Origin of the sequence: Blautia sp. NSJ-175 (assembly GCF_022867815.1) — a bacterium.
GTDB lineage: Bacteria > Bacillota > Clostridia > Lachnospirales > Lachnospiraceae > Blautia > Blautia celeris.
The window spans coordinates 112,746-133,981 of sequence record NZ_JALIFQ010000005.1 but is presented as its reverse complement, the minus strand read 5'-3'; the positions used below and the strand labels follow the sequence as shown (position 1 = coordinate 133,981).

General features: G+C 45.9%; 16 protein-coding genes. 12 read left to right on the top strand and 4 right to left on the bottom strand.

Translation table 11 applies throughout. The annotated features are described in order from the left end of the window. Nucleotides 1–8: 8 nt before the first annotated feature. From MUB35_RS09885 to MUB35_RS09875, 3 genes are read right to left on the bottom strand one after another with little or no spacing between them, the layout of a single operon-like run. The gene (locus MUB35_RS09885; RefSeq protein WP_244806121.1) at nt 9–1,007 is read right to left on the bottom strand and encodes a uroporphyrinogen decarboxylase family protein; all 999 of its coding nucleotides are present in this window, start codon (nt 1,005–1,007) and stop codon (nt 9–11) included. Continuing rightward, entirely contained in the window at nt 1,001–2,062 is a 1,062-nt protein-coding gene (locus tag MUB35_RS09880) for a uroporphyrinogen decarboxylase family protein (RefSeq protein ID WP_244806120.1), read from the bottom strand. Before MUB35_RS09880 ends, MUB35_RS09885 begins: the two co-directional genes overlap by 7 nt. Nucleotides 2,063–2,078: 16 nt before the next feature. Beyond that, nucleotides 2,079–3,470: an MFS transporter gene (locus MUB35_RS09875; RefSeq protein WP_244806119.1), complete on the bottom strand. Its 1,392-nt coding sequence runs from the start codon at nt 3,468–3,470 to the stop codon at nt 2,079–2,081. A 276-nt stretch (nt 3,471–3,746) separates the two neighbouring features. Between MUB35_RS09875 and MUB35_RS09870 the strand changes: the two genes are divergently transcribed. The 3 genes from MUB35_RS09870 to MUB35_RS09860 all read left to right on the top strand — a co-directional run bounded on the left by MUB35_RS09870 (nt 3,747) and on the right by MUB35_RS09860 (nt 5,676). Further along, complete coding sequence (locus tag MUB35_RS09870; RefSeq protein ID WP_244806118.1) at nt 3,747–4,532, top strand: arylamine N-acetyltransferase family protein; 786 nt, start codon at nt 3,747–3,749, stop codon at nt 4,530–4,532. A 262-nt stretch (nt 4,533–4,794) separates the two neighbouring features. Next, entirely contained in the window at nt 4,795–5,364 is a 570-nt protein-coding gene (locus tag MUB35_RS09865; protein WP_244806117.1) for an accessory gene regulator B family protein, read from the top strand. A 144-nt stretch (nt 5,365–5,508) separates the two neighbouring features. Further along, nucleotides 5,509–5,676: a hypothetical protein gene (locus MUB35_RS09860; protein WP_158587266.1), complete on the top strand. Its 168-nt coding sequence runs from the start codon at nt 5,509–5,511 to the stop codon at nt 5,674–5,676. A 442-nt stretch (nt 5,677–6,118) separates the two neighbouring features. Here MUB35_RS09860 and MUB35_RS09855 read toward each other — a convergent pair whose 3' ends face one another. Continuing rightward, complete coding sequence (locus MUB35_RS09855) at nt 6,119–7,141, bottom strand: helix-turn-helix domain-containing protein (RefSeq protein ID WP_103733227.1); 1,023 nt, start codon at nt 7,139–7,141, stop codon at nt 6,119–6,121. Between the two features lie 176 nt (nt 7,142–7,317). Between MUB35_RS09855 and MUB35_RS09850 the strand changes: the two genes are divergently transcribed. The 9 genes from MUB35_RS09850 (at nt 7,318) to MUB35_RS09810 (ending at nt 21,212) form a co-directional block, all read left to right on the top strand. Next, entirely contained in the window at nt 7,318–9,582 is a 2,265-nt protein-coding gene (locus tag MUB35_RS09850; protein ID WP_118593893.1) for a glycoside hydrolase family 3 C-terminal domain-containing protein, read from the top strand. A gap of 44 nt (nt 9,583–9,626) precedes the next feature. After that, nucleotides 9,627–11,873 carry a glycoside hydrolase family 3 N-terminal domain-containing protein gene (locus tag MUB35_RS09845; protein ID WP_158587267.1) on the top strand — a complete coding sequence of 749 codons (2,247 nt, stop codon included), beginning with the start codon at nt 9,627–9,629 and terminating at the stop codon, nt 11,871–11,873. After that, on the top strand, nt 11,804–13,240 hold the full coding sequence (locus MUB35_RS09840) for an MFS transporter (RefSeq protein ID WP_331477460.1): 1,437 nt from the start codon (nt 11,804–11,806) through the stop codon (nt 13,238–13,240). Before MUB35_RS09845 ends, MUB35_RS09840 begins: the two co-directional genes overlap by 70 nt. Nucleotides 13,241–13,439: 199 nt before the next feature. Then, nucleotides 13,440–13,973 carry a phosphatase PAP2 family protein gene (locus MUB35_RS09835; protein ID WP_033143314.1) on the top strand — a complete coding sequence of 178 codons (534 nt, stop codon included), beginning with the start codon at nt 13,440–13,442 and terminating at the stop codon, nt 13,971–13,973. 13 nt (nt 13,974–13,986) lie between these two features. Further along, nucleotides 13,987–14,814 carry a Cof-type HAD-IIB family hydrolase gene (locus tag MUB35_RS09830; RefSeq protein ID WP_244806115.1) on the top strand — a complete coding sequence of 276 codons (828 nt, stop codon included), beginning with the start codon at nt 13,987–13,989 and terminating at the stop codon, nt 14,812–14,814. A 15-nt stretch (nt 14,815–14,829) separates the two neighbouring features. Further along, entirely contained in the window at nt 14,830–16,752 is a 1,923-nt protein-coding gene (locus MUB35_RS09825) for a DNA gyrase/topoisomerase IV subunit B (protein ID WP_033143301.1), read from the top strand. A gap of 10 nt (nt 16,753–16,762) precedes the next feature. After that, nucleotides 16,763–19,009: a DNA gyrase/topoisomerase IV subunit A gene (locus MUB35_RS09820; protein WP_033143300.1), complete on the top strand. Its 2,247-nt coding sequence runs from the start codon at nt 16,763–16,765 to the stop codon at nt 19,007–19,009. Between the two features lie 46 nt (nt 19,010–19,055). Further along, nucleotides 19,056–19,976: a magnesium transporter CorA family protein gene (locus MUB35_RS09815; RefSeq protein WP_052099681.1), complete on the top strand. Its 921-nt coding sequence runs from the start codon at nt 19,056–19,058 to the stop codon at nt 19,974–19,976. 12 nt (nt 19,977–19,988) lie between these two features. Further along, on the top strand, nt 19,989–21,212 hold the full coding sequence (locus MUB35_RS09810) for a transglutaminase domain-containing protein (protein WP_244806114.1): 1,224 nt from the start codon (nt 19,989–19,991) through the stop codon (nt 21,210–21,212). Nucleotides 21,213–21,236 lie beyond the last annotated feature (24 nt).

Sequence of the window (21,236 nt, the reverse complement as noted above, 5' to 3'; positions counted from 1 at the left end):
CTGCTTCGTCAGATATGATAGGTTTCCCTGTTGTAAGCTTCAATCTCGTCGGCGATGACCTCGTCTGTCTTGGGATAAATGGTTCCGGCAAGGCCGTAGGTCATGCAGGGGATGAAGTGTCCGCCCGGTCCGTAAGTGCTGCAGGCCCTCCGGACATCTGCGCGTATTTCTTCCTCCGTGGCGTCCTCACGGTCTATGGTGGCGTCAATGCCTCCCATGAGAGTCATGCGGCCGTCAAGCTGTTTCTGCAGTTTTAAAATGTCATTTTCCGGCAGCACGCCCTGCCATACATCCACACCAATCTCTGCCATGTCCTCAACAATAGGTTCCAGGAAGGAATCTGCATGGTGCATGACCAGAACACCGTGGTCGTGCATATATCCGTAAATGCGTCGGTAGTGCTCTTTGAAGAACTGCCTCCAGATGTCAGGCTGCATGAACAGGCTGGTCTTGGAACCCCAGTCATCGTGTGACAGGATGATATCCGGGTGCAGATTGTCAACCAGCAGTTTGGCATACCGGAAACGGTATTCCGCAATGGCGTCCACCAGCTCCTGCATGGATTCCGGCTCCAGAAGAAGATTCATCAGGGCATCCTCAAAGCCCATGAGAAAATGGCTCTGCTCAAAGATTCCGGTACCCATAAAGCCGAGAACCAGTTTTTCGCTGCGGTCCACCTGGGATGCGGCGCTGAGGGCGTCTTCCCATCCGTCGCTGCAGTTGGCGATCAGGTCAGGGACTTTTACGGATTCCTGCCACCGGGTCACATCCGGACACACTTTATTGGCTTCCGTGACATGGGGCATGGGGCCGGGAGCGTCTTCGGGGAAGAGAATCTCCGTTCCCCAGCGGTCCACGGAAGTTTTTCCACGTACACGGTTTCCTCTGGTGAATTTCTGCAGGGGATCATTCATGATCGGGACAAAGGGCTGATATTGATTGACCAGGCGGTCCGGTTTTCCGTCCTTTTTCAGGGTTTCCAGGAAATTTTCTTTTGGTGTCAGCATTTTGATTCCTCCAATTCTGCATATTTGATTCTGCTGTAGCGGTACAGTTCATCGGCAAGATTCACTGCACGGTCAGGCTTCTCATCCTTCAGACGGCAGGCAAAACGGCCGGTCATAGCCAGTTCATCTACTTTTCTGTGGATATCCGCGACAGCGTCCTCATCGCTCATATCCGCGGGTATGATATACAGTGTACACTGTGCCAGGTCTTTTCCGTATTCCTCCATGATGGCTGCCTTATCATTGGCGCTGTCCTGGCCCTCCCAGGCATCAAATCCAGCCTCAATAATGAGGGGCATCAGTGTTTTGATGCAGCCGCAGGAGTGCAGACAGATGTACATGCCCATATCGTGGGCGGCTTTGGTGATCTTCTTATACTGGGGAACAAACAGCTCTTCATAGGTAGACGGTGAGAAGAAGGTGCTGATCTGGGTTCCCATATCGTCGTGGAAGAGGATCATATCTGTGTGGTAGACATCATGGGCGATCTTGATCAGCTCAATGTGCCATTCAGCCAGTTTGTCATAGAATGCAGTCAGCTCCTCCGGCTCTTCGATGAGGGCACAGAAGGCATCCTCAAAATTAATCAGGTCCGCAGTTCTTTCAAAAAATCCGTTTACGATGACAAAGTAGGAAAAGCGGTCTTCAGCGATCCGTCCTTTGTAATTCTCTTCGTAGTCCTTCTTCCAGTCTATGGCGGTCAAGTCAGGAAATTCCAGTTCTTCCCGCCATTTTGTAATGTCAGACAGCCTCTGTGTACCGGGTTTTACCATGGCAGCCTTTGTTTTTGGTTCGTATTCCCACTCAATGCCGAACCAGTCCGTGCCGCCGAAATTGCGGGCTTTTGCATCCGGCATAACAAGGGGCTGTATGGCATTGTTGTCAAGGGTCTGGTTTGGCACCCACAGAGGCATCCTGCCTTCCAGCATGCGGAGCATGTTTTCCTTGGGAGTGATGGGACGGTTGTATTTGGGAACTATGCTGTCCGGCGCGCCGTAAATGCCGGGCATGTTGTATTCACCCATGATCTCCAGTTCTTTTTCGTCAAATTTCATATTCTGATACCTCCTGTTATTTTCTGTTTCTTGCGGCAATCTCAGCGGAATACTGCTCCACTTTCTCTTTTGTCAGGCGGAAGCCGAAGAGAAGTAGGACAGCGGCCACAATCAGGGCCAGTGCAGGGATGACCATAAATGCCATGCAGATGCCTTTTTTCAGCTCTACAGATGCCATAGCAGCGTCGATGCTCGGGTCAAAGGCAGCGAAGGCAAGGCAGGCGGAGATGATGATACCCCTTGTCATAACACCGACTTTTAAGGGGACATTCTGAAGTCCGCTGATCCACCCGGTAGCATTTTTTCCTGTTTTCCACTCAGAGTAGATAATGGTATCGGCATAGAGAGCCGGAGTACACGCGTAGGCAATTCCATATCCGAACTGTGCCGCTGACATAAGAACAATGACCAGGGTCACGTTGGAATAGATGAAATTGGCGGCGATCAGTATGACAGCCATGGCGAAAAAGGTGACGATGGTGGTGGATCTGGTCGAGATTTTCTTTGCCATATTTTTGGCAAAATAAGAACCGATCACGCACAAAATGTTGGAGATCAGGATATATCTTGCCAGAAGGTCCGCGTTCTGTGCCACATAGGTGAAGTAATAGATGGCTACACCGGAGCACACGAAATTGAACATCCATTTTGCCAGATCAGCCAGCAAAAGGGAGAGGAGGGGCGGATTCTGCAGAAGGGCCTTGATCAGGTCCATACCTCCTGTCTTGGTGGTATCTTTTTTAGCTGCTGCGCTGTTTGCCGCTGCTTCTGCCTCCTCGTATCCGTCAAACATTTTAAAATGTGCAAAATAAAGCACTGCCATAATACATCCCAGTACAAAAGCGGTTGCGCCGTACTGGCTTTTTTCTCCGATCATGCCTGCAAAGAGAGCAGCCAGGGGAGGCCCCACATAGGAGAAAATCACCTTGGAAAAGTTAGCCCACGCAGCTCTTGTGGAGGCCAGATGCGCCCTGTCATCCGGTGTTTTGCCGGCTACCGCGATCATGGATACATTGGCCACATAGGGGAAGTTCCATACAACATGGCTGACAACAGCAGCCGCGATGATGATCGCTATGGAAAGAGGCCCGTCTCCGATTTTCAGAAACTGGAATGCATAGAGAAACGGTACCAGCCATGGCAGAAGAATCAGCCAGGAACGGTAGCGGCCCCATTTTTTCGGTTTGATACTGTTTAAGATGGCTCCATATATCCAGGACAGGCAGGCGTCTATGACGCTTGCGGTGGTGGTGATAAAGGAGACCGTTGCCAGTCCGAACTGTGCCAGATTTGTGAGGAAAAAGTTAAAGTAATAACTCTCCACATTGGTCATCAGGGTAAAGCCGCAGTCGCCGATGCCGTAGAACAGCTTCAGCGCCTTACTCAGTCCTTTCTTTTCGTTACTCATCTGAATTTCTCCCTTCCTTTTGGACAAAATGCGCACTTGCCCGTTCATACTTTTTGCTCACATACCGGTATGCAGTAATAAATTCATAACATCAGTATATAACAGGATTTCCGGTGCGTAAATCCGCACAGGGTTTCATTTGCCGAAAAAAGATTCCTACTTTTTGTAGCATAGGGTATGATCAATATGACGAAAGTTTTTTTCCGCTTTACAAACAAAAATGCACCTGTATATAATGAAGATATCATATGGTGTGCTGCAAAAGGAGGAAGGATTATGTATGAAGCACTGTATGCGTCTGTTCCCGATGCAGACGCCTATCTGGTACGGATTCAGCGAAAGCGCAGGGATGTGCTCACAAAGGAATACCTGGATGACCTGATCTATGGGCATCAGCTCCATGTTCCATTTGAAAATCTGGATGTCTGGATGTTTCAAAAGGACATTCCGCTGGACATTGAAGCAATCTATGAAAAGGTGGTGACAAAGCACAGAGGCGGCTACTGTTTTGAACTGAATGCCCTGTTTACCGCTCTGTTAAAGGACCTGGGGTTCCATGCCAGCTCCTGTATGTGCCGGATCACCAGGAATAAGAATTATGTGCCGCTTGTGCTTCACAGGGGAATTATTGTGGAGCTGGATGGCATGAAGTATTTCTGCGACGTGGGCTACGGCGGTCCCATGCCCCCGGGAGCAGTTCCGGTGCAGGACGGAGCAGTGGCGGATATGAGGGGAGAGCGGTACTATATGTATAAGGATGAAGTCCCCTGGTGGACCATGAAGAGAAGGACCGGCAGCGGGGAGATTGAGTCCATGCTGCAGTTCTATACCATGCCCCAGGAAGCTGTGGATTATATCCCCATGAATGAATACTGCTCCAAGAACGAAAATTCCGTGTTCCGTCAGAGGCTTTATCTGAATAAGAGGACAGAGCGTGGGAGTGTGTCGGTGATAGGGAATCGGTTTACGGAAGTGGAGAATGGGGTAGTGGTGCAGGAGATGGAGATTGGGGAGGAGGAGATGAAAGGGGTTTTGGAGAGGTATTTTGAGATTGTGCTGTAGTATTTATAGGGCGGATGCCGGGAAGAGGTAGAAAAGCAGGAAAGTAACGGAAAATTTTAGGGGGATTGTGTATTTTTATATAAAGGAAAAAGATCGGACTTGAAAATACAGGTTGAAGCTGGGGGTGTTCCATTAAAAAACTTACTTGTCAGAGTTGGGTATATTTTTGTGAAAATATTGTGTATTATTGTTATTTATGTTAAGATTAGATATAAAATTTGTTAGAGATGTTAGAGAAATAGTATTAAAGTACGGAGCAATTATGTATAAGAAAATTGCAAATTGGTTATTGAGTCATTCGGATAGAAAAAATTATAATGTTGATATATTGATATATGGATTGGAGGTGATAGGAGCTACTTGGGGTAAGACTTTATTTTTTTTATTGCTGGGATTGTGTAGTGGATACTTGACGGAGACAGTTGTGGTCTTACTTGTGTTTAGTGGGCTTCGTAGCCAAGCAGGAGGTCGGCATTGTAAAACAAGTTGGGGATGCAGTCTAACTATGATTTCAATTATTTACGGTTCTATCTTATTTGGAAAGCTGGTAAAGTTTCCGGATTTTTTGATGGTAATTTGTTTTGTGTTTTATGTTTTTTTATTATATGAATATGCGCCATATTGTACTGAAAAACACCCGATTTCGGATAAGTCGGAAATAAGACGGAGAAAAAGAAATTCAATAATCATTTTATTTTTTATAATGTTGACAGAACTAATAATACAAGACAGACAGGTGAAAGATATTATATTCTTGGCTTGTTCTATAGAAGTATTTAGTACAATATCATTAAAAGATGTTAATAGAATGATTATAAGAACAAGAGACTAATAACGATATTATAGACATGGGTTAAGAGCACACATAATTTTGCTATATGACTAGTAAGGTTAAATTACATAATGTATATACGCTATTTCAAGACAAAATCTTATATAATTATATCATTATCTTATAAAAAGGAGTGAAAATATTATGATAAATAAAAAAATGGATATTTTAGTTGAAAAAATTATTAAAACTGCACTGACATCTACAAAAAGTTCATCGATTATTCATGTTTACGAACCAGATGTGCCTGATTGTATGAAAGAATACTGTAAAAATTTGGAAACTCAAAATACAAATCAAAAAGAAGATTAGTTTATAAACAAGATATAAGTTTTCTATCGGAAATGAGCGTATGTATATGATTTTTACCACCATATAGTATTAAATTCCAATTTTTGATTTATGAGATTTTTTTAAATGATTCGTTTAAAAAAGAACGAAAAATGATAAGTGATCACTGTAGATTGTATATAATTAGACCTATTTTAGCTATTATGGTAAATTTTCCAGGCTATTGAGATTGTGTCACAACTGTCTTCATTCTATCTGTTTACTCACTAAGTACAAGCAAGTTTTTATATGCTCAAACGCGTATAAGGTTTCAGTATTAACGTAAGGCACATTCCTTATTCAGCCTGCGGTAGAGTTTTTACAAAGAATGGAAACCTTTCAATATTTATCTGAGTCAGGTACTAAAAGGTTTTAAAATGCTATAAGGATAACTTTAACCGGGCAGGCCGTACCTGCCCGGTCATCATCTTAAAGAAGAAGGCTTCATCCCAAACGTACTTTCAAAGGCAGCATAAAATTGTGATCTGCTGGAATAATTTATTGCATCTGCGATTTCGCTTATGGTCAACTGAGAATTACATAATAAGTTATATGCTTCTTCCATACAGACAGCCTGGTTATATTTTTTGATTGTCTGATTCATTTTTGCCTGAAACACTTTTGATAAATAATCTTTGTGAAAGTGAAAAACAGCAGACAGCTCAGAACCGCTTATCTTATATCGGTGGGTATCCAGATACTGTTTTATGTTTTTTGTTAAATCTTCCATGGATTGCGGAACGATTTGGTGTTGTTCCGCTTTATAGGATGAATCCGTAATAGAAAAAAGAAGACGGCAGAAAAGTCCGTATACGATAGATTCGTATCCGGGCTTTTTTTTCCGCAATTCCTCATTGATCTGATGAAAATGATCGGAGACTTCAGGGGTTTCCCCTGATTCACCCTGATTTGAAAAAATAAAATAGTCTGAATTTTTATATTCACTGTTTCTATAACACGAAAGAAAAAAGTCCTGAAATATTTTCGGAAGCATGGTAAACCGGTGGTTTTGATTATAAAAGTAAGTTAAGAACTCAGAGGTAACCGTTAAAATTATGATGATTGAATCAGAGGAGGATATCATACCGCTTTTACAATTGGGGTTCATGATCATAATATCATTTTTTTGTAACTGATAATTCGTATGATTGATTTGATTTAAGGATGTACCTTTTACAACGTAAATCATTTCAAATCCACCATGTTTTTGAATGGCTGTTTCGTATATTTTTCCCATATCTATGGAGCCGTTTATGATGCCTGATGTTTGAAAATCCGCGTAATTCACAATAAATTCATTCTGAAATGTTTGGTTTATGGTTTTGGAGCCGAGAATATTGACGTTTGTGTCAATATACTCAGCGGTGGTAGAGAAGTGTTTAAGTTTGTGAGAGAGAAGGGTGTTATTTGTCTGCAGTTTAATATAGGTGTCATTTATATTCTTCAATTATATACCTCCATATACATAAATCCTCTACTCTATAATATATCTAAAAAACATACATTACAATAAAAATATACAATTAAACGAACACAAAAAAGAAATTTCTTTTGCTATAATCCAGGTATCAGTCTTATCCGGGCAGAAAGAGTGATTAGGAAAACATGCAGGAGGAAAAAATTATGAGGAAAAAAGTGGAAGAAATGTTGAATATGCTGACGTTAGATGAGAAAATCGCACTTTGTTCCGGTGCTGATTTCTGGCACACGGAAAAAGTAGAGAGACTCGGGATCCCATCCGTGATGATGTGCGACGGCCCTCATGGTCTTCGCAAACAGGAGGGCGAAAGTGACCATATGGGAATTCACGAAAGTATTAAGACGGTTTGTTATCCGAGTGCATCGGCATTGGCCTCCGGTTTTGATGAAAATGTTCTGGAACAGCTTGGAGAGGCATTGGGAAGAGAATGTCAGGCAGAGGATGTGGGTATGCTTCTCGGACCGGGACTGAATATGAAGAGAAGTCCCCTGTGCGGAAGAAACTTTGAATATTTCAGTGAGGATCCTTATCTGGCGGGAAAACTGGCGGGTGCTTATATCAGGAGCCTGCAGAAGCAGGGCGTCGCAGCCTGTGTAAAGCATTTTGCGGCTAATAACCAGGAAACCATGCGTATGAATGGTTCTTCCAATATGGACGAACGAACCCTGCATGAGATCTATCTTCCGGCTTTTGAGATGGCTGTAAAAGAAGGAAAAACACGCAGTGTAATGTGTGCTTACAATGCGGTCAACGGAGAATTCTGTTCAGAAAACAAAATGCTGTTGACAGATATTCTTCGTAAAAAGTGGGGATTTGATGGTTTTGTTGTCACAGACTGGGGCGCTGCAAAGGATGTGGTAAAGGGCATCCGGGCAGGGTTGAATCTGGTTATGCCGGGAGGATATGGTACCCATGAGGCAGCATTAAAAGCCGCTTTGGAGAGCGGTAAGGTGACGAAATCGGAAGTGGATGCTATTGTCGCTGATGTCTTGCAGTTCATTTTCGACTATCAGGAACAGAAACAGGAAAATACCGGTATTGATAGAGAGGAATTAGCAAAATTAAGCGAAGAACTGGCTGTTCAGTGTGCGGTACTGCTGAAAAATGATTCGTGTGACGAAAAAGTATTGCCGATCAGTACTGAAAAAAAGGCTGTATTTATCGGCGCGTTTGCGGAGAAACCACGTTATCAGGGAAGCGGCAGCAGCCATATTAATGCGAACCGTGTGACAAGTGCATTAGAGGCAGCGAAAAAATATTGCGTTGCCTATGCAAAAGGATATCACGCAGAAACGGAATCAGCAGATGAGGAATTGGTACAGGAGGCTGTAAAGGCAGCAAAACAGGCAGATGTTGCAGTTGTATTTGCCGGATTGCCGGATTCCTTTGAATCGGAAGGCTTTGACAGGGAACATGATCAGCTCCCTGACAATCAGAACAGACTGATCGAAGAAATTTCAGAAGTACAGAAGAATCTGGTTGTTGTACTGCATGGCGGTTCCCCTATGCATCTGCCGTGGCTTAAAAAAGTGAAAGCGGTGTTGTGTATGCATCTGGGAGGACAGCAGGTTGGAGCCGCAGCGGTCCGTTTGCTATATGGACAGGACAATCCGAGCGGAAAGCTGGCAGAGACATGGGCAAAAAAATTGCCGGATACCCCGGCTTATCTGAATTTCCCGGGACCGGACGGTATCGCTGATTACTGTGAGCGGATTTATATGGGATATCGTTATTATGACAAAAAAGAAATGGATGTGCAGTTCCCGTTTGGACACGGATGTTCTTATACAGATTTTGCGTACAGCGACTTAAAGGTCGAAAAATCGACTTTGTCAGATACAGAAACTGTGCGGGTTACATGTAAAATAAAAAATACCGGTTCTGTTTACGGAAAGGAAGTCGTACAGCTTTATGTCAGAGATTTGGAAAGCAGTGTGGACAGACCGGTGAGAGAATTAAAAGGTTTTGTAAAGACTGACTTGAATCCGAATCAGGAAAAACAGGTAGAGTTTCTTTTGGATAAGAGAAGTTTTGCTTACTATGAAACAAAAATTCATGACTGGTATGTGGAAAGCGGCGATTTTGCCATTGAGATCGGTGCCTCAAGCAGAGATATCCGATTAAGAGAAATTGTTCATGTGGACAGCAGTGCAGAGCTGCCATACCATTACACCTTGGAGTCAAATGTCGGCAGCCTGTTAAAAACAGCAAAGGGACGTGCTGTATTGGAGCAGCTGATGCTTCCCATGTCGAAGGGAGAGGAAGAAAGCACCTTTGACGTGTTGGGAGAAGGTGCGGCGAAAATGCAGCAGAGAATGTTTCTGGAAATGCCCCTGGGGATACTGGAAAGTTTCGGCGGAATGACAAGGGAGCAGCTGATGCAGATAGTGCAGGACTTAAATAAATAAAAATTATGTGGCCGTGGACAGGCAGAGATCAGGAGGAAATAACCATGTTACAGGATAAAACATATCTCAATCCGGAGCTTTCAATAGAAGAACGAACGGAAAACTTGTTGGCACAGATGAATTTGATGGATAAGATCGGACAGATGAACCAGGTATGGGGATTGGAGCAGATGAAAGAATTCGGAGGACCGGACCCCGAAGATATGGCGCGTAAGGGGCTTGCAGGTTCTATGTTATACCTGCTAAATAAAGAAAAAAGAAATGCCATTCAGAAAATCGCAGTAGAAGAAAGCCCATGTGGGATTCCCATTTTATATGGTTCGGATGTAGTCCACGGATATAGAACGGGATTCCCCATTCCGTTGGCAATGGCTGCTTCATGGGACCCCAAAGTGCTTCGGGAAAGCCAGCGTGCTGCAGCAGAGGAAGCCAGAAGAGATGGAATCCACTGGACCTTTTTCCCGAACGCTGACATTGCAAGAGACACCAGATGGGGAAGAGTGGGGGAAACCATGGGGGAAGATCCCTGCCTTGCATCAAAGCTTGTAGAGGCACAAATTCAGGGTTTTCACGGTGAATCATTAAACGCACAAGATTCCCTGATGACATGTGTCAAGCATTTTGCCGGGTATGGTGCCTGCATGGGAGGAAGAGACTACGACCAGGTCATTTTATCGGAAGCAGAGCTTCGCAATGTGTATTTCCCTACATTTGAAGCAGGATTAAAAGCAGGCGCAGAGACGGTAATGACCGCCTATATGGATTTGAACAATGTTCCCGCAACGATCAATCACTTTCTTTTAAATGAGGTATTAAGAGAGGAATGGGGGTTTAATGGGTTCGTGGTGACAGACGCAGGAACCATCGGAAGCCTTATCACTCAGGGACTGACAAAAGACGGAGAAGACGCTGTTTTGCGCTCAATGGATGCGCATGTAGACATGGATATGGGGAGCTTTCAATATGTCCAGTTTCTGGCCAAACTTGTCCGTGAAGGAAAAATAAAAGAGGAGCAGATTGATGATGCGGTAAGGCGTATTCTGAAAACCAAGTTTGAACTTGGATTATTTGAACATCCGTACACTGACATAGAATCAGAGGAAGATGAAAGGGAACATAGAAAAAAAGCTCTATGGAGTGCAGAACAGAGTATTGTACTGCTTAAAAACAGAGAATCCATTCTTCCTTTATCAAAAGATATTAAGAAACTGGCTGTGATCGGACCAATTGCGGATGCAAAAGATGACACAGAAGGAATTCTCGGAATGTCTAATGTGCCGCAGGCAGTAACCGTATTAGAGGGAATCCGTAATAAGATTCCTGATGCAGAGATTATTTACAGACCGGGAGCATGGTTAAAAAGAGATATTCCGAGTATGGTCTCTCAGATTCTTCCTGATTTTTGCGGCAAAAAGGAAAAAGAAAAGCAGACGGATGAGGAAGCGGAACTTGCAATTGTAGAAGCAGTTGAGGCGGCAAAACAGGTGGATACGGTTGTCATGGTGCTGGGAGAAGCAGTCAATATGTCAGGGGAAGCTGCATCGAGAACAACCCTTGATTTACCCGGCAGACAGCAGGAACTTCTTGAGAAAGTATACGAAACAGGAAAGCAGATTGTACTTGTGCTCCTGGGCGGACGACCGCTTTCACTTACATGGGCCGATGAGCATATAGATGCCATTGTAGAAGCTTTTCAGCCGGGATGGGAAGGCGGCAATGCAGTTGCTAATATTCTCTTCGGAGACGTAAATCCAAGTGCAAAATTACCGATCACAGTTCCGAGAAGTGCCGGACAGTGTCCGAAATTCTATGCAGAAAATCTCACACATCAGCCAGCGGAAGATCAGCCAAAACCTTATTCCAGGTATTGGAATGAAGAGGGAACTCCCTTATATCCGTTTGGATATGGACTGAGTTATACAACATTTGAATACAGCGATCTTGTATTGGAAAAAGAGAAGATCCAGTTAGGGGAAGAGGCTGTTGTGCGATTCAATCTTTCCAATACAGGAAGCCGGGCAGGGGCTGAAATTGCGCAGCTCTATATCCACCAGAGATATGGAAGTGACACCAGACCAAAGAGACTGTTGAAGGGATTTACGAAGATAGATTTGATGCCGGGTGAAACCAGAACAATTGCATTGAAATTGACAGCAGATGATTTGCGTTATTACAGCAGCAGCAAAAAAGCCTATGTTCAGGATGAAACAGTCATCGACATATGGGTTGGAGGGAATGTGAATGCAGAATTACATACGACTCTTTATGTGGGAAAGAAGGAAAACAAATGATTACAATCAGGAATAAAAAGGGTAAACGTTCAAAATTATTCTATTTTGTTTGGTCAGCGCCTCTGATCGGATCAGCATGTGTACTGATTCTTCTTGGATATATTACATATTTTTCAACAGATGTTTTAGGACTGCCATCCGGACTTGTGGGCCTTCTGCTGCTTTTATCAAAGATTTTTGATGGAGTGACCGATATTTTGGCTGGGTATTTGATTGATAGGACAAATACAAGATGGGGAAAGGCAAGACCATATGATATCACCTTTGCGTTCTATGCGATCGCAACGCTTATATTGTTTTCCATTCCGAATATCGGAACAGTTGGAACGGCAATTCTTGTGTTTATTTTATATACAATGGTTTTTTCAATTTTTCAGACATTGTATTCCTGTGCAGGAACCGTATATCTTGCAAGGGCAGTGACAGATAAAGAGGACCAGGTGTCTGTCGGAGCATTGACAGGAATGATCTCAGCATTTTCATCTGTGGTGTTAAGCGTTTTACTTCCTTTATTAATCGATAAAATCGGAAAAACGGCATCCGGCTGGAGAACGATCGCTGCTATGATCTGTATTCCTGCAATTGTTTTATCCTTTATCCGAATTTTTCTTATTCCGGAAGTGGATGGTACTGCTGAAACTGTAATGAAAGATAAATCAAAGAAACTTACAATTGTACAGAGTGCAAAACTGTTATTTAGCAATCGTTATCTGATGTTTTTCGGATTGGCACTTTTGATGACAAATATTGCATCTAATATCGTCGCGAATTCACAAACTTACTATTTTAAGTATGTTGTGGGGGATATTTCCATGATGTCACTTGTTTCGGTGACATCCATTGCGGGTCCATTGACGATCGCTTTTTATCCTATGCTGTCAAAGAAGATAGGAATGAAGAATTTGATGGCGGCTGCATTACTGATTGGTGCCGTTGGAAAACTGCTGCCGTTATTAGGGGTGACAAGTATGCCGCTGTTATTGGTTTCGGCATTATTCTTTTCTATATCTTTTATGCCCATTTTTATTCTTACCTCAAATGTAATTATCAATTGTATGGATTATGGTGAGTATAAAAACGGGGTTAGAGGAGAAGGGATTTATACTTGTGTATCGGGTTTTTGCAGTAAAGTCGGAACCGGTTTGGCAAGCGGCATGTTAGGACTTGTCACAGCACTGGGCGGTTATGACGGCACTGCGGCGGTACAAAGCAGTTCGGCAGTAAATTCCGTGATCCTTTTGTTTACCGTGGTACCGGCGGCTTTGTATTTTCTGGCTGTATTGGCATTACGATTTTATAAATTGGATAAAGAATTGCCATATATTCAGGAAGAATTAAAAAAGAGAAGCACACCTTCTGCAGGGTGAAAAAATAGTATGTTGTATCCTACAGCGGCCTTTTGCTGCAGCGAACAACATTCCGATGATAAGAACCTCTGCTCCCATCCCGGGAGCCGGAGGTTTTTTGCCGTCACCCTACATATTTACCGAATTACAGAATAGATTTGAAAAAATCCCCAAAATAAGTTATGATATAGGACGAATCCGAAACAGAAAGGAAAAAGATATGGGTTGGGAATTTACGATATTGGATGCTTTGCAGCAGATACATACCCCTCTGCTGGACAAAATTTTAGTATTTATCACATCCCTTGGAAACGCAGGATGGTTCTGGATCGTACTTGGTCTGGTGCTGCTCTGTGTGAAGAAATACAGAAAGTATGGCGTTCTTGTGCTGGGGGCGCTGATATTATCCGCTTTGTTTGGAAATATTATATTAAAGCCGCTGGTGGCCAGGCAGCGTCCCTGCTGGATCAACGACACCGTGGAGCTGCTGATCCGGGTGCCGAAGGACTATTCCTTTCCGTCAGGTCACACGCAGGCCTCCTTTGCCGCGGCCACAGCGCTGTTTACGGGCAATAAAAAGGCCGGCATCTGCGCCTATGTGCTGGCTGCCCTGATCGCCTTTTCACGCCTGTACCTGTATGTGCATTTCCCTACAGATGTAATGGCGGGTGTTGTCATCGGCATCTGCTGTGGGCTGCTGTCTGCGTATGTATTTGGCTGTGTGAAAAGCCGCCGAATGAATCCGAACAAATAACAGGAGAACCAAGATGAGAAAAGATTTAAAAATGATAGCCATTGACCTGGACGGTACGCTTCTTCGGGACGACTGCACCATCTCAGAGAGGACCAGGGAAGCTGTGGAGGAAGCGGGAAGAAAAGGATACCTGATTGTGCCCACAACAGGCCGCTCCTACCGCAATGCCCGGTTTGTTTTAAAAGATTTCAGGGAGATTTCCTATTTCATAAACGGTAACGGCTCCGTTATCACCGACGGCAGGACAGGAGATGTCCTGTATTTTCATGAAATGGATATGGACAATGTCAGGAAGATCTACGAGCTTGCGGCACAGTATGATACCTATGTGGAAATCTATGCGGGACAGGATGCCTATATGGATGCAAAGGGGCAGGAAGTTATAAGAAGGTGCGGTCTTCCGGTTGAATACTGCGACCAGCTTCTTGCCACCAACAAAATGACAGCAGACTACAGGCAGCTTCTTGCAGAGGATGGAATCCGTGTGGGAAAGGTACATATTTTAGTATCCAAAATGGAAGAAAAGGATAAGCTGATAAGGGAAATAGATATGCTCCCCGGTGTACATCCCATTTCCGTCATCCCCAACAATATAGAAGTGGTGCACGGAAGATGGAGCAAATGGAATGCCATTGTAAAGCTGGCCGACATGATCGGGGTCAGACAGGAAGAGATCATGGCAGTCGGTGACAGCAATAATGATTATGAAATGCTTTTAAATGCCGGATACTCTGTGGCTATGGGCAATGCCTGCAGCAGAGTGAAGGAGATCAGCAGCGCAGTGACAGACACTAATGAGAATGACGGTGCTGCAAAAGCGATTGAGAGTATACTGAAATAGAAAGGACGAACAGGAATGGCAAAAAAAACAACCTATGATGCCAGCAGCATCACAGTTCTGGAGGGACTGGAGGCTGTAAGGAAACGGCCCGGTATGTATATCGGCAGTGTTTCCCGGAAGGGTTTGAACCATTTGATTTATGAGATTGTAGACAACGCGGTGGATGAGCATCTGGCCGGATTTTGTACGGATATCCGCGTGACGCTGGAGCGGGACGGCTCTGCCACTGTGGAGGATAACGGACGTGGAATCCCTGTGGGCATGCATGAAAAGGGGATGTCAGCCGAGAGGCTTGTATTCACCACACTGCATGCAGGCGGAAAGTTTGATGACTCCGCGTATAAGACAAGCGGAGGCCTTCATGGTGTCGGCTCCTCTGTGGTCAACGCTTTGTCCATATATCTGGATATCAAGATCAGCCGAGAGGGCTATATTCATCACGACCACTATGAGCGGGGAATCCCCACCATTGAGCTGGAGGAGGGCCTGCTTCCGAAGCTCGGAAGGACAAAAGCCACAGGTACGCTGGTGAATTTTCTGCCGGACCCGGAGATCTTCGAGAAGACACGATTCTCTGCCACGGAGGTGAAGAGCCGTCTTCACGAGACTGCCTATCTGAATCCTGAGCTGACCATTGTATTTGAGGATAAGAGAGGGGACGAACCGGAGAGCATCACCTTCCATGAACCGGAAGGTATCGTGGGCTTTATCAAGGATCTGAACAAAAAATGTGAGATCCTCCATGAACCTGTCTATTTTAAGGGAGAATCCGAGGGCATCACCGTGGAGGTTGCCTTCCAGTATATCAATGAATTTCGGGAAAATGTGCTGGGCTTCTGCAACAACATCTACAATGCAGAGGGCGGCACCCATCTGACCGGTTTTAAGACCACATTCACTTCGGTGATGAACAACTATGCCAGGGAACTCGGTGTCTTGAAGGAAAAAGACCCCAACTTCACAGGGGCGGACATCCGAAATGGAATGACGGCGGTGGTGTCCATCAAGCATCCCTCTCCCCGGTTTGAGGGACAGACCAAGACTAAGCTGGACAACCAGGACGCGGCCAAAGCCACAGGAAAAGTGACAGGGGAAGAAGTTGTCTTATTTATGGACAGAAATCTGGACACCCTGAAGAACATTCTGTCCTGCGCGGAGAAGTCCGCAAAGATCAGAAAGACGGAGGAGAAGGCCAAGACCAATCTGCTGACCAGGCAGAAATACTCCTTTGACTCCAACGGCAAGCTGGCAAACTGTGAAAAAAGAGACCCTTCTCTGTGTGAAATCTTCATTGTGGAGGGAGATTCCGCCGGGGGAAGTGCCAAGACAGCCAGGGACAGAAGTTTCCAGGCCATCCTTCCCATCCGCGGTAAGATCCTCAACGTGGAGAAAGCCACCATTGACAAGGTGCTGGCAAATGCGGAGATCAAAACCATGATCAATGCCTTCGGCTGCGGATTTTCCGAGGGATACGGCAATGACTTTGACATCAGCAAGCTGCGCTATGATAAGATCATCATCATGGCCGATGCCGACGTGGACGGTGCCCACATTTCCACCCTGCTTCTGACTTTGTTCTACCGGTTCATGCCGGAACTGATCTATGAGGGACACGTGTACATTGCCATGCCGCCCCTCTATAAAGCCATGCCCGCAAAAGGGAAAGAGGAATACCTCTATGACGACAAGGCTCTGGAACGTTACAGAAAAAGGCACAAAGGCCCCTTCACCCTGCAGCGGTACAAAGGTCTCGGTGAGATGGACGCGCAGCAGCTCTGGGAGACAACCCTGAACCCGGAGACCAGGCTTTTGAAGCTGGTGGAGATCGAGGATGCGCGTATGGCATCCGACGTGACAGAGGTACTGATGGGAACGGAAGTGCCTCCCCGGAAAGCATTCATCTACGAGCACGCCCAGGATGCGGAATTAGACATATAGGAGGAGCAAAATGGCGAACGTACAGGATAATATTATCAGAACAGAATATTCGGAGATCATGCAGAAGTCTTATATTGACTATGCCATGAGTGTTATCGTCGCCCGCGCCCTTCCGGATGTGCGGGACGGCTTAAAGCCGGTGCAGAGGAGAACCCTTTACGATATGTATGAGCTGGGGATCCGCTATGACAGGCCATACAGGAAATGTGCCCGTATCGTAGGCGATACTATGGGTAAATACCATCCCCACGGAGATAGTTCAATCTATGAATCCCTGGTGGTCATGGCCCAGGAGTTTAAAAAAGGCCAGACCCTGGTGGACGGCCACGGCAACTTCGGCTCCATAGAAGGGGACGGGGCGGCTGCCATGAGGTACACAGAGGCCCGTCTGGAGAAAATAACCCAGGAGGTATATCTGGCAGACCTTGACAAGAATGTGGTGGATTTTGTTCCCAACTTTGATGAGACGGAAAAAGAGCCTGCAGTGCTTCCCGTGAAGGTCCCGAACCTGTTGTTAAACGGAGCGGACGGCATCGCCGTAGGTATGGCGACCAGTATTCCTCCCCACAACTTAAACGAAGTCATTGACGGTGTCATCGCCTATATGAAGGATAACACCATCACCACGCAGGGGCTGATGAAATACATCAAAGGCCCTGATTTCCCCACAGGCGGAATCGTGGTCAACAAGGATGACCTTCCCGCCATCTATGAGAGCGGGAGCGGCAAGATCAAGCTCCGCGGCAAGGTGGAGGTGGAGAAGGGAAAAGCAGGAAGAACCCTTCTGGTCATCACAGAGATCCCATACACCATGATCGGCGCCAACATCGGCAAATTCCTGAACGATGTGGCAACCCTTGTGGAGACAAAAAAGACCACGGATATTGTGGATATCTCCAACCAGTCTTCAAAAGAGGGAATCCGCATTGTGCTGGAACTGAAAAAGGGCGCGGATGTGGAGAACCTGACCAACATGCTGTACAAGAAGACAAGGCTGGAGGACACTTTCGGCGTAAATATGCTTGCCGTTGCGGACGGAAGGCCTGAGATCTTAAGTCTGAAACAGGTCATTGAGTACCATGTGGATTTCCAGTTCGAGGTGGCTACCAGAAAGTATCAGACACTCCTTGCAAAAGAGCGGGAAAAACAGGAGATACAGGAAGGTCTCATAAAGGCCTGTGATGTCATAGACCTGATCATTGAGATCCTCAGGGGAAGCAAGAACAGAGAACAGGTGAAAAACTGCCTGGTCAGCGGTATCACAGAGGGGATACGCTTTAAGACAAAGATAAGCGAGCGGCAGGCAGGAAAGCTGCGGTTTACGGAAAGACAGGCGGCTGCTATTCTGGATATGCGTCTCTATAAGCTTATCGGCCTGGAAGTGGAGGCACTTATGGCAGAGCATGAGACCACGCTGAAAAATATTGCCCGCTACGAGGATATCTTAAATAATTATGACTCCATGGCAGCTGTTATCATCGACGAGCTCAGAGCCGTGAAAAAAGAATTCGGAAAGAAGCGTCTCACTGCCATTGAAAACGCAGCAGAAGCTGTGTACGAGGAAAAGAAAATAGAAGAGATGGAAGTTGTCTTTCTCATGGATCGTTTCGGGTATGCCAGGACCATCGACAAGGCAGCCTATGAACGGAATAAGGAGACTGCGGACAGTGAGAATAAATATATTTTCTCCTGTATGAACACGGACAAGATCTGTGTGTTTACAGATTCCGGCAGAATGCATACCATCAAGGTGCTGGACCTGCCCTACGGAAAATTCAGAGATAAAGGCACACCCATTGACAATGTGAGCAACTATGACAGCTCTGCGGAGCAGATGGTATTTGTATCCAGCCTCTCCGGAATTAAAGATTCCATGCTGTTCTTTGCCACGAAGACAGGTATGCTGAAACAGGTGACAGGAACAGAATTTGATGTGTCCAAGCGGACCATAGCAGCCACAAAGCTGGCGGAAGGCGACCAGTTGGTACTGGTACAGATCGCCGACCCCATGGAATATGTGGTGCTGCAGACAAAGAACGGCATTTTTCTGCGCTTTCTGAAGGAAGAGGTTCCGGATAAGAAGAAAACAGCCATCGGCGTGCGCGGTATTCGCCTTGCCGGGGACGATGAGGTGGAGCACGCTTACCTGCTGGAAGGCCGCACAGAGTATACCGTTACCTACAAGGAGAAGAGTGTGGCACTGAACCGGCTGAAGCTGGCAAAACGTGATACAAAAGGTACAAAGGTAAGGCTGTAGCAGGCCGGTTTGGCCGCAGGGATCAGCGCCGATACGGGAGGGCCTAATGAGATATCGTTTGAATAAGAAAATGTCAGGCCTCGGGGAAAAGGAAATTCTGGCTCCCGGAGACTGCCTTATTGAGATACTGACATTGGAATCCTACAAAAGAAAATACGGGGACAGCAGTCCGGGGCGCCTGCTTTTAAGAAGCCTGGAGCACGTGCATTTCTGCAAGGCGGAGCTGCAGAAGGACTGCGTGGTGGGAACTTTTTCCGTGCCCCAGAAAGAAAAACTTCTGGAAAAACCCATCTCCTTCGGGTATTATATGGATAGGGAGAAGCTGTTGTTTGTGGACGAATCCGGATTTGTGGCCCATATAGTAAAAGAGATGGAGGAAATCCGGTTCCAGGAGCAGAGTTATGTGGCGCATTTTCTCTTTGAATTTATGGAGCGCCTGTTAGAAGATGATGTCCGTTTTCTCCAGGCGTATGAACTCAGGATGACAGACTTGGAGGACGGGCTGTTCCGTCGGGAGATCAAGGACTGTCCGGCAAGGATGCTGACTGTGCGCAGGGAGCTTCTGCGCATGAACACCTACTATGACCAGCTTGCGGACTTCTGTGAAATGCTGGAGGAAAATTATACGGGATTTCTCGGGGAGGAGGACTGCCGCCTTTTCCGAGTAATGGCAAAAAGAATAGAGCGCCTTGCGGACAACACCAGAAACCTGCGGGAATATACCCTTCAGATCCGGGAAATGTATCAGGCCAGAACTGCGGAGCGGCAGAACAAGATCATGCAGTTCCTCACCGTCGTCACCACTATTTTCATGCCCCTGACGCTGATCACCGGCTGGTATGGCATGAACTTTGTGAATATGCCGGAGCTTTACTATAAAGGCAGCTATTTTATCATTATCGGTGTGGTGCTTCTGATCGTTATCATAGAGATTTTGTATTTTAAACATAAGAATTGGTTTGACTAGGAGAAGATGCCTATGAGAAAAAGAGTATACAGCCTGCTTCTGTGCGGGACGCTCCTGGTCTCCTTTCTGTTTTCCGGCTGCGGCAGGGGGATAGAGACGGAGGCGGAGACAAAAGAAAGTGTGACCGAATCCGTACAAAAGAAGATCTATCAGGTCTTTGAGCCGGAGAAGGAGAAAATTGCGGAGGCGGATGCCCTTCAGTATATAAACGGCGAATACATACCCTATGGTTATGAGAGCCTGACAGAGGACCAGCAGAAGTTATACCGACAGCTTTTGAACGGGATTCTGGAATATAAGGATATCGTCACTGTGGATGCCTGTACGGAGGAAGATATTAACCGGGTCAACAATATGGTGTTCGTGGACCATCCGGAATTTTTCTGGCTGGACCAGCAGTCCTACACCTTCCAGGGAGACGGCAGCGCGGAGGCGGCCGGCAGTGTGGATCTGCAGCTTGTGTACAATATAGATAAGGCGGAGATAGAATCCACAAAAGCCGGCATTGAGGCGGCAGCAGACCAGTGGATCGCACAGGTACCGGCAGATGCGGATACATATGGGAAAATCAAGTATATTTACGAATTTTTGAGCCAGAATACAGCATATGACCAGTCCTGCCCAAACAACCAGAATATTCAGAGCGTCTTCTTAAACCAGGTCACGGTATGTGCCGGATTTTCCAAAGCGACCCAGTACCTTTTGGGAAAGATGGGAATTTTCTGTACGCTGGTCACCGGAAAAGCAGCGCCAAATGATGAGGAACATGCATGGAATCTGGTGAAGATAGGAGAGAATTATTACTATGTGGATACCACCTGGGCAAATCCGGGATTTTCGGAGAAACAGGAAGGGGCCGTGCAGGAGATCTCCTACACTTATCTGTGCTGTGATGCCGCCACACTCCTTGCTACACATACACCGGACGACCTTCTGCCGCTGCCGGAATGCACAGATGACAGCTATAACTATTACAAAATGAACGGCACCTGGTACTCATACTATGAGGAGAATGAATTCTACAATATACTCACTGCATCCATATCGGAAGGAAGGGAGCGGGAAGATTTCAAGTTTGACGATCCGGACAGTTACCGACAGGCTGTAGCCGCCATGGTGGACGGTGATCTGATCGAGCGGGCTGTGCGGGATGCCTATCCGTTCCAGGAGGGGGAAACCTATCAGTGGAACATCGGATACAGCGATGAGGACATGCTCCTCACGGTCTATTGGTAAAAAACACTTGCAACTTTACTGCTT

Coding starts and splice junctions, on each gene's coding strand:
- MUB35_RS09880 (WP_244806120.1), bottom strand. CDS start 2,062: ATGAAATTTGACGAAAAAGAACTGGAGATCATGGGTGAATACAACATG.
- MUB35_RS09850 (WP_118593893.1), top strand. CDS start 7,318: ATGAGGAAAAAAGTGGAAGAAATGTTGAATATGCTGACGTTAGATGAG.
- MUB35_RS09840 (WP_331477460.1), top strand. CDS start 11,804: ATGGGTTGGAGGGAATGTGAATGCAGAATTACATACGACTCTTTATGT.
- MUB35_RS09845 (WP_158587267.1), top strand. CDS start 9,627: ATGTTACAGGATAAAACATATCTCAATCCGGAGCTTTCAATAGAAGAA.
- MUB35_RS09830 (WP_244806115.1), top strand. CDS start 13,987: ATGAGAAAAGATTTAAAAATGATAGCCATTGACCTGGACGGTACGCTT.
- MUB35_RS09875 (WP_244806119.1), bottom strand. CDS start 3,470: ATGAGTAACGAAAAGAAAGGACTGAGTAAGGCGCTGAAGCTGTTCTAC.
- MUB35_RS09865 (WP_244806117.1), top strand. CDS start 4,795: ATGTATAAGAAAATTGCAAATTGGTTATTGAGTCATTCGGATAGAAAA.
- MUB35_RS09820 (WP_033143300.1), top strand. CDS start 16,763: ATGGCGAACGTACAGGATAATATTATCAGAACAGAATATTCGGAGATC.
- MUB35_RS09860 (WP_158587266.1), top strand. CDS start 5,509: ATGATAAATAAAAAAATGGATATTTTAGTTGAAAAAATTATTAAAACT.
- MUB35_RS09825 (WP_033143301.1), top strand. CDS start 14,830: ATGGCAAAAAAAACAACCTATGATGCCAGCAGCATCACAGTTCTGGAG.
- MUB35_RS09885 (WP_244806121.1), bottom strand. CDS start 1,007: ATGCTGACACCAAAAGAAAATTTCCTGGAAACCCTGAAAAAGGACGGA.
- MUB35_RS09870 (WP_244806118.1), top strand. CDS start 3,747: ATGTATGAAGCACTGTATGCGTCTGTTCCCGATGCAGACGCCTATCTG.
- MUB35_RS09815 (WP_052099681.1), top strand. CDS start 19,056: ATGAGATATCGTTTGAATAAGAAAATGTCAGGCCTCGGGGAAAAGGAA.
- MUB35_RS09810 (WP_244806114.1), top strand. CDS start 19,989: ATGAGAAAAAGAGTATACAGCCTGCTTCTGTGCGGGACGCTCCTGGTC.
- MUB35_RS09835 (WP_033143314.1), top strand. CDS start 13,440: ATGGGTTGGGAATTTACGATATTGGATGCTTTGCAGCAGATACATACC.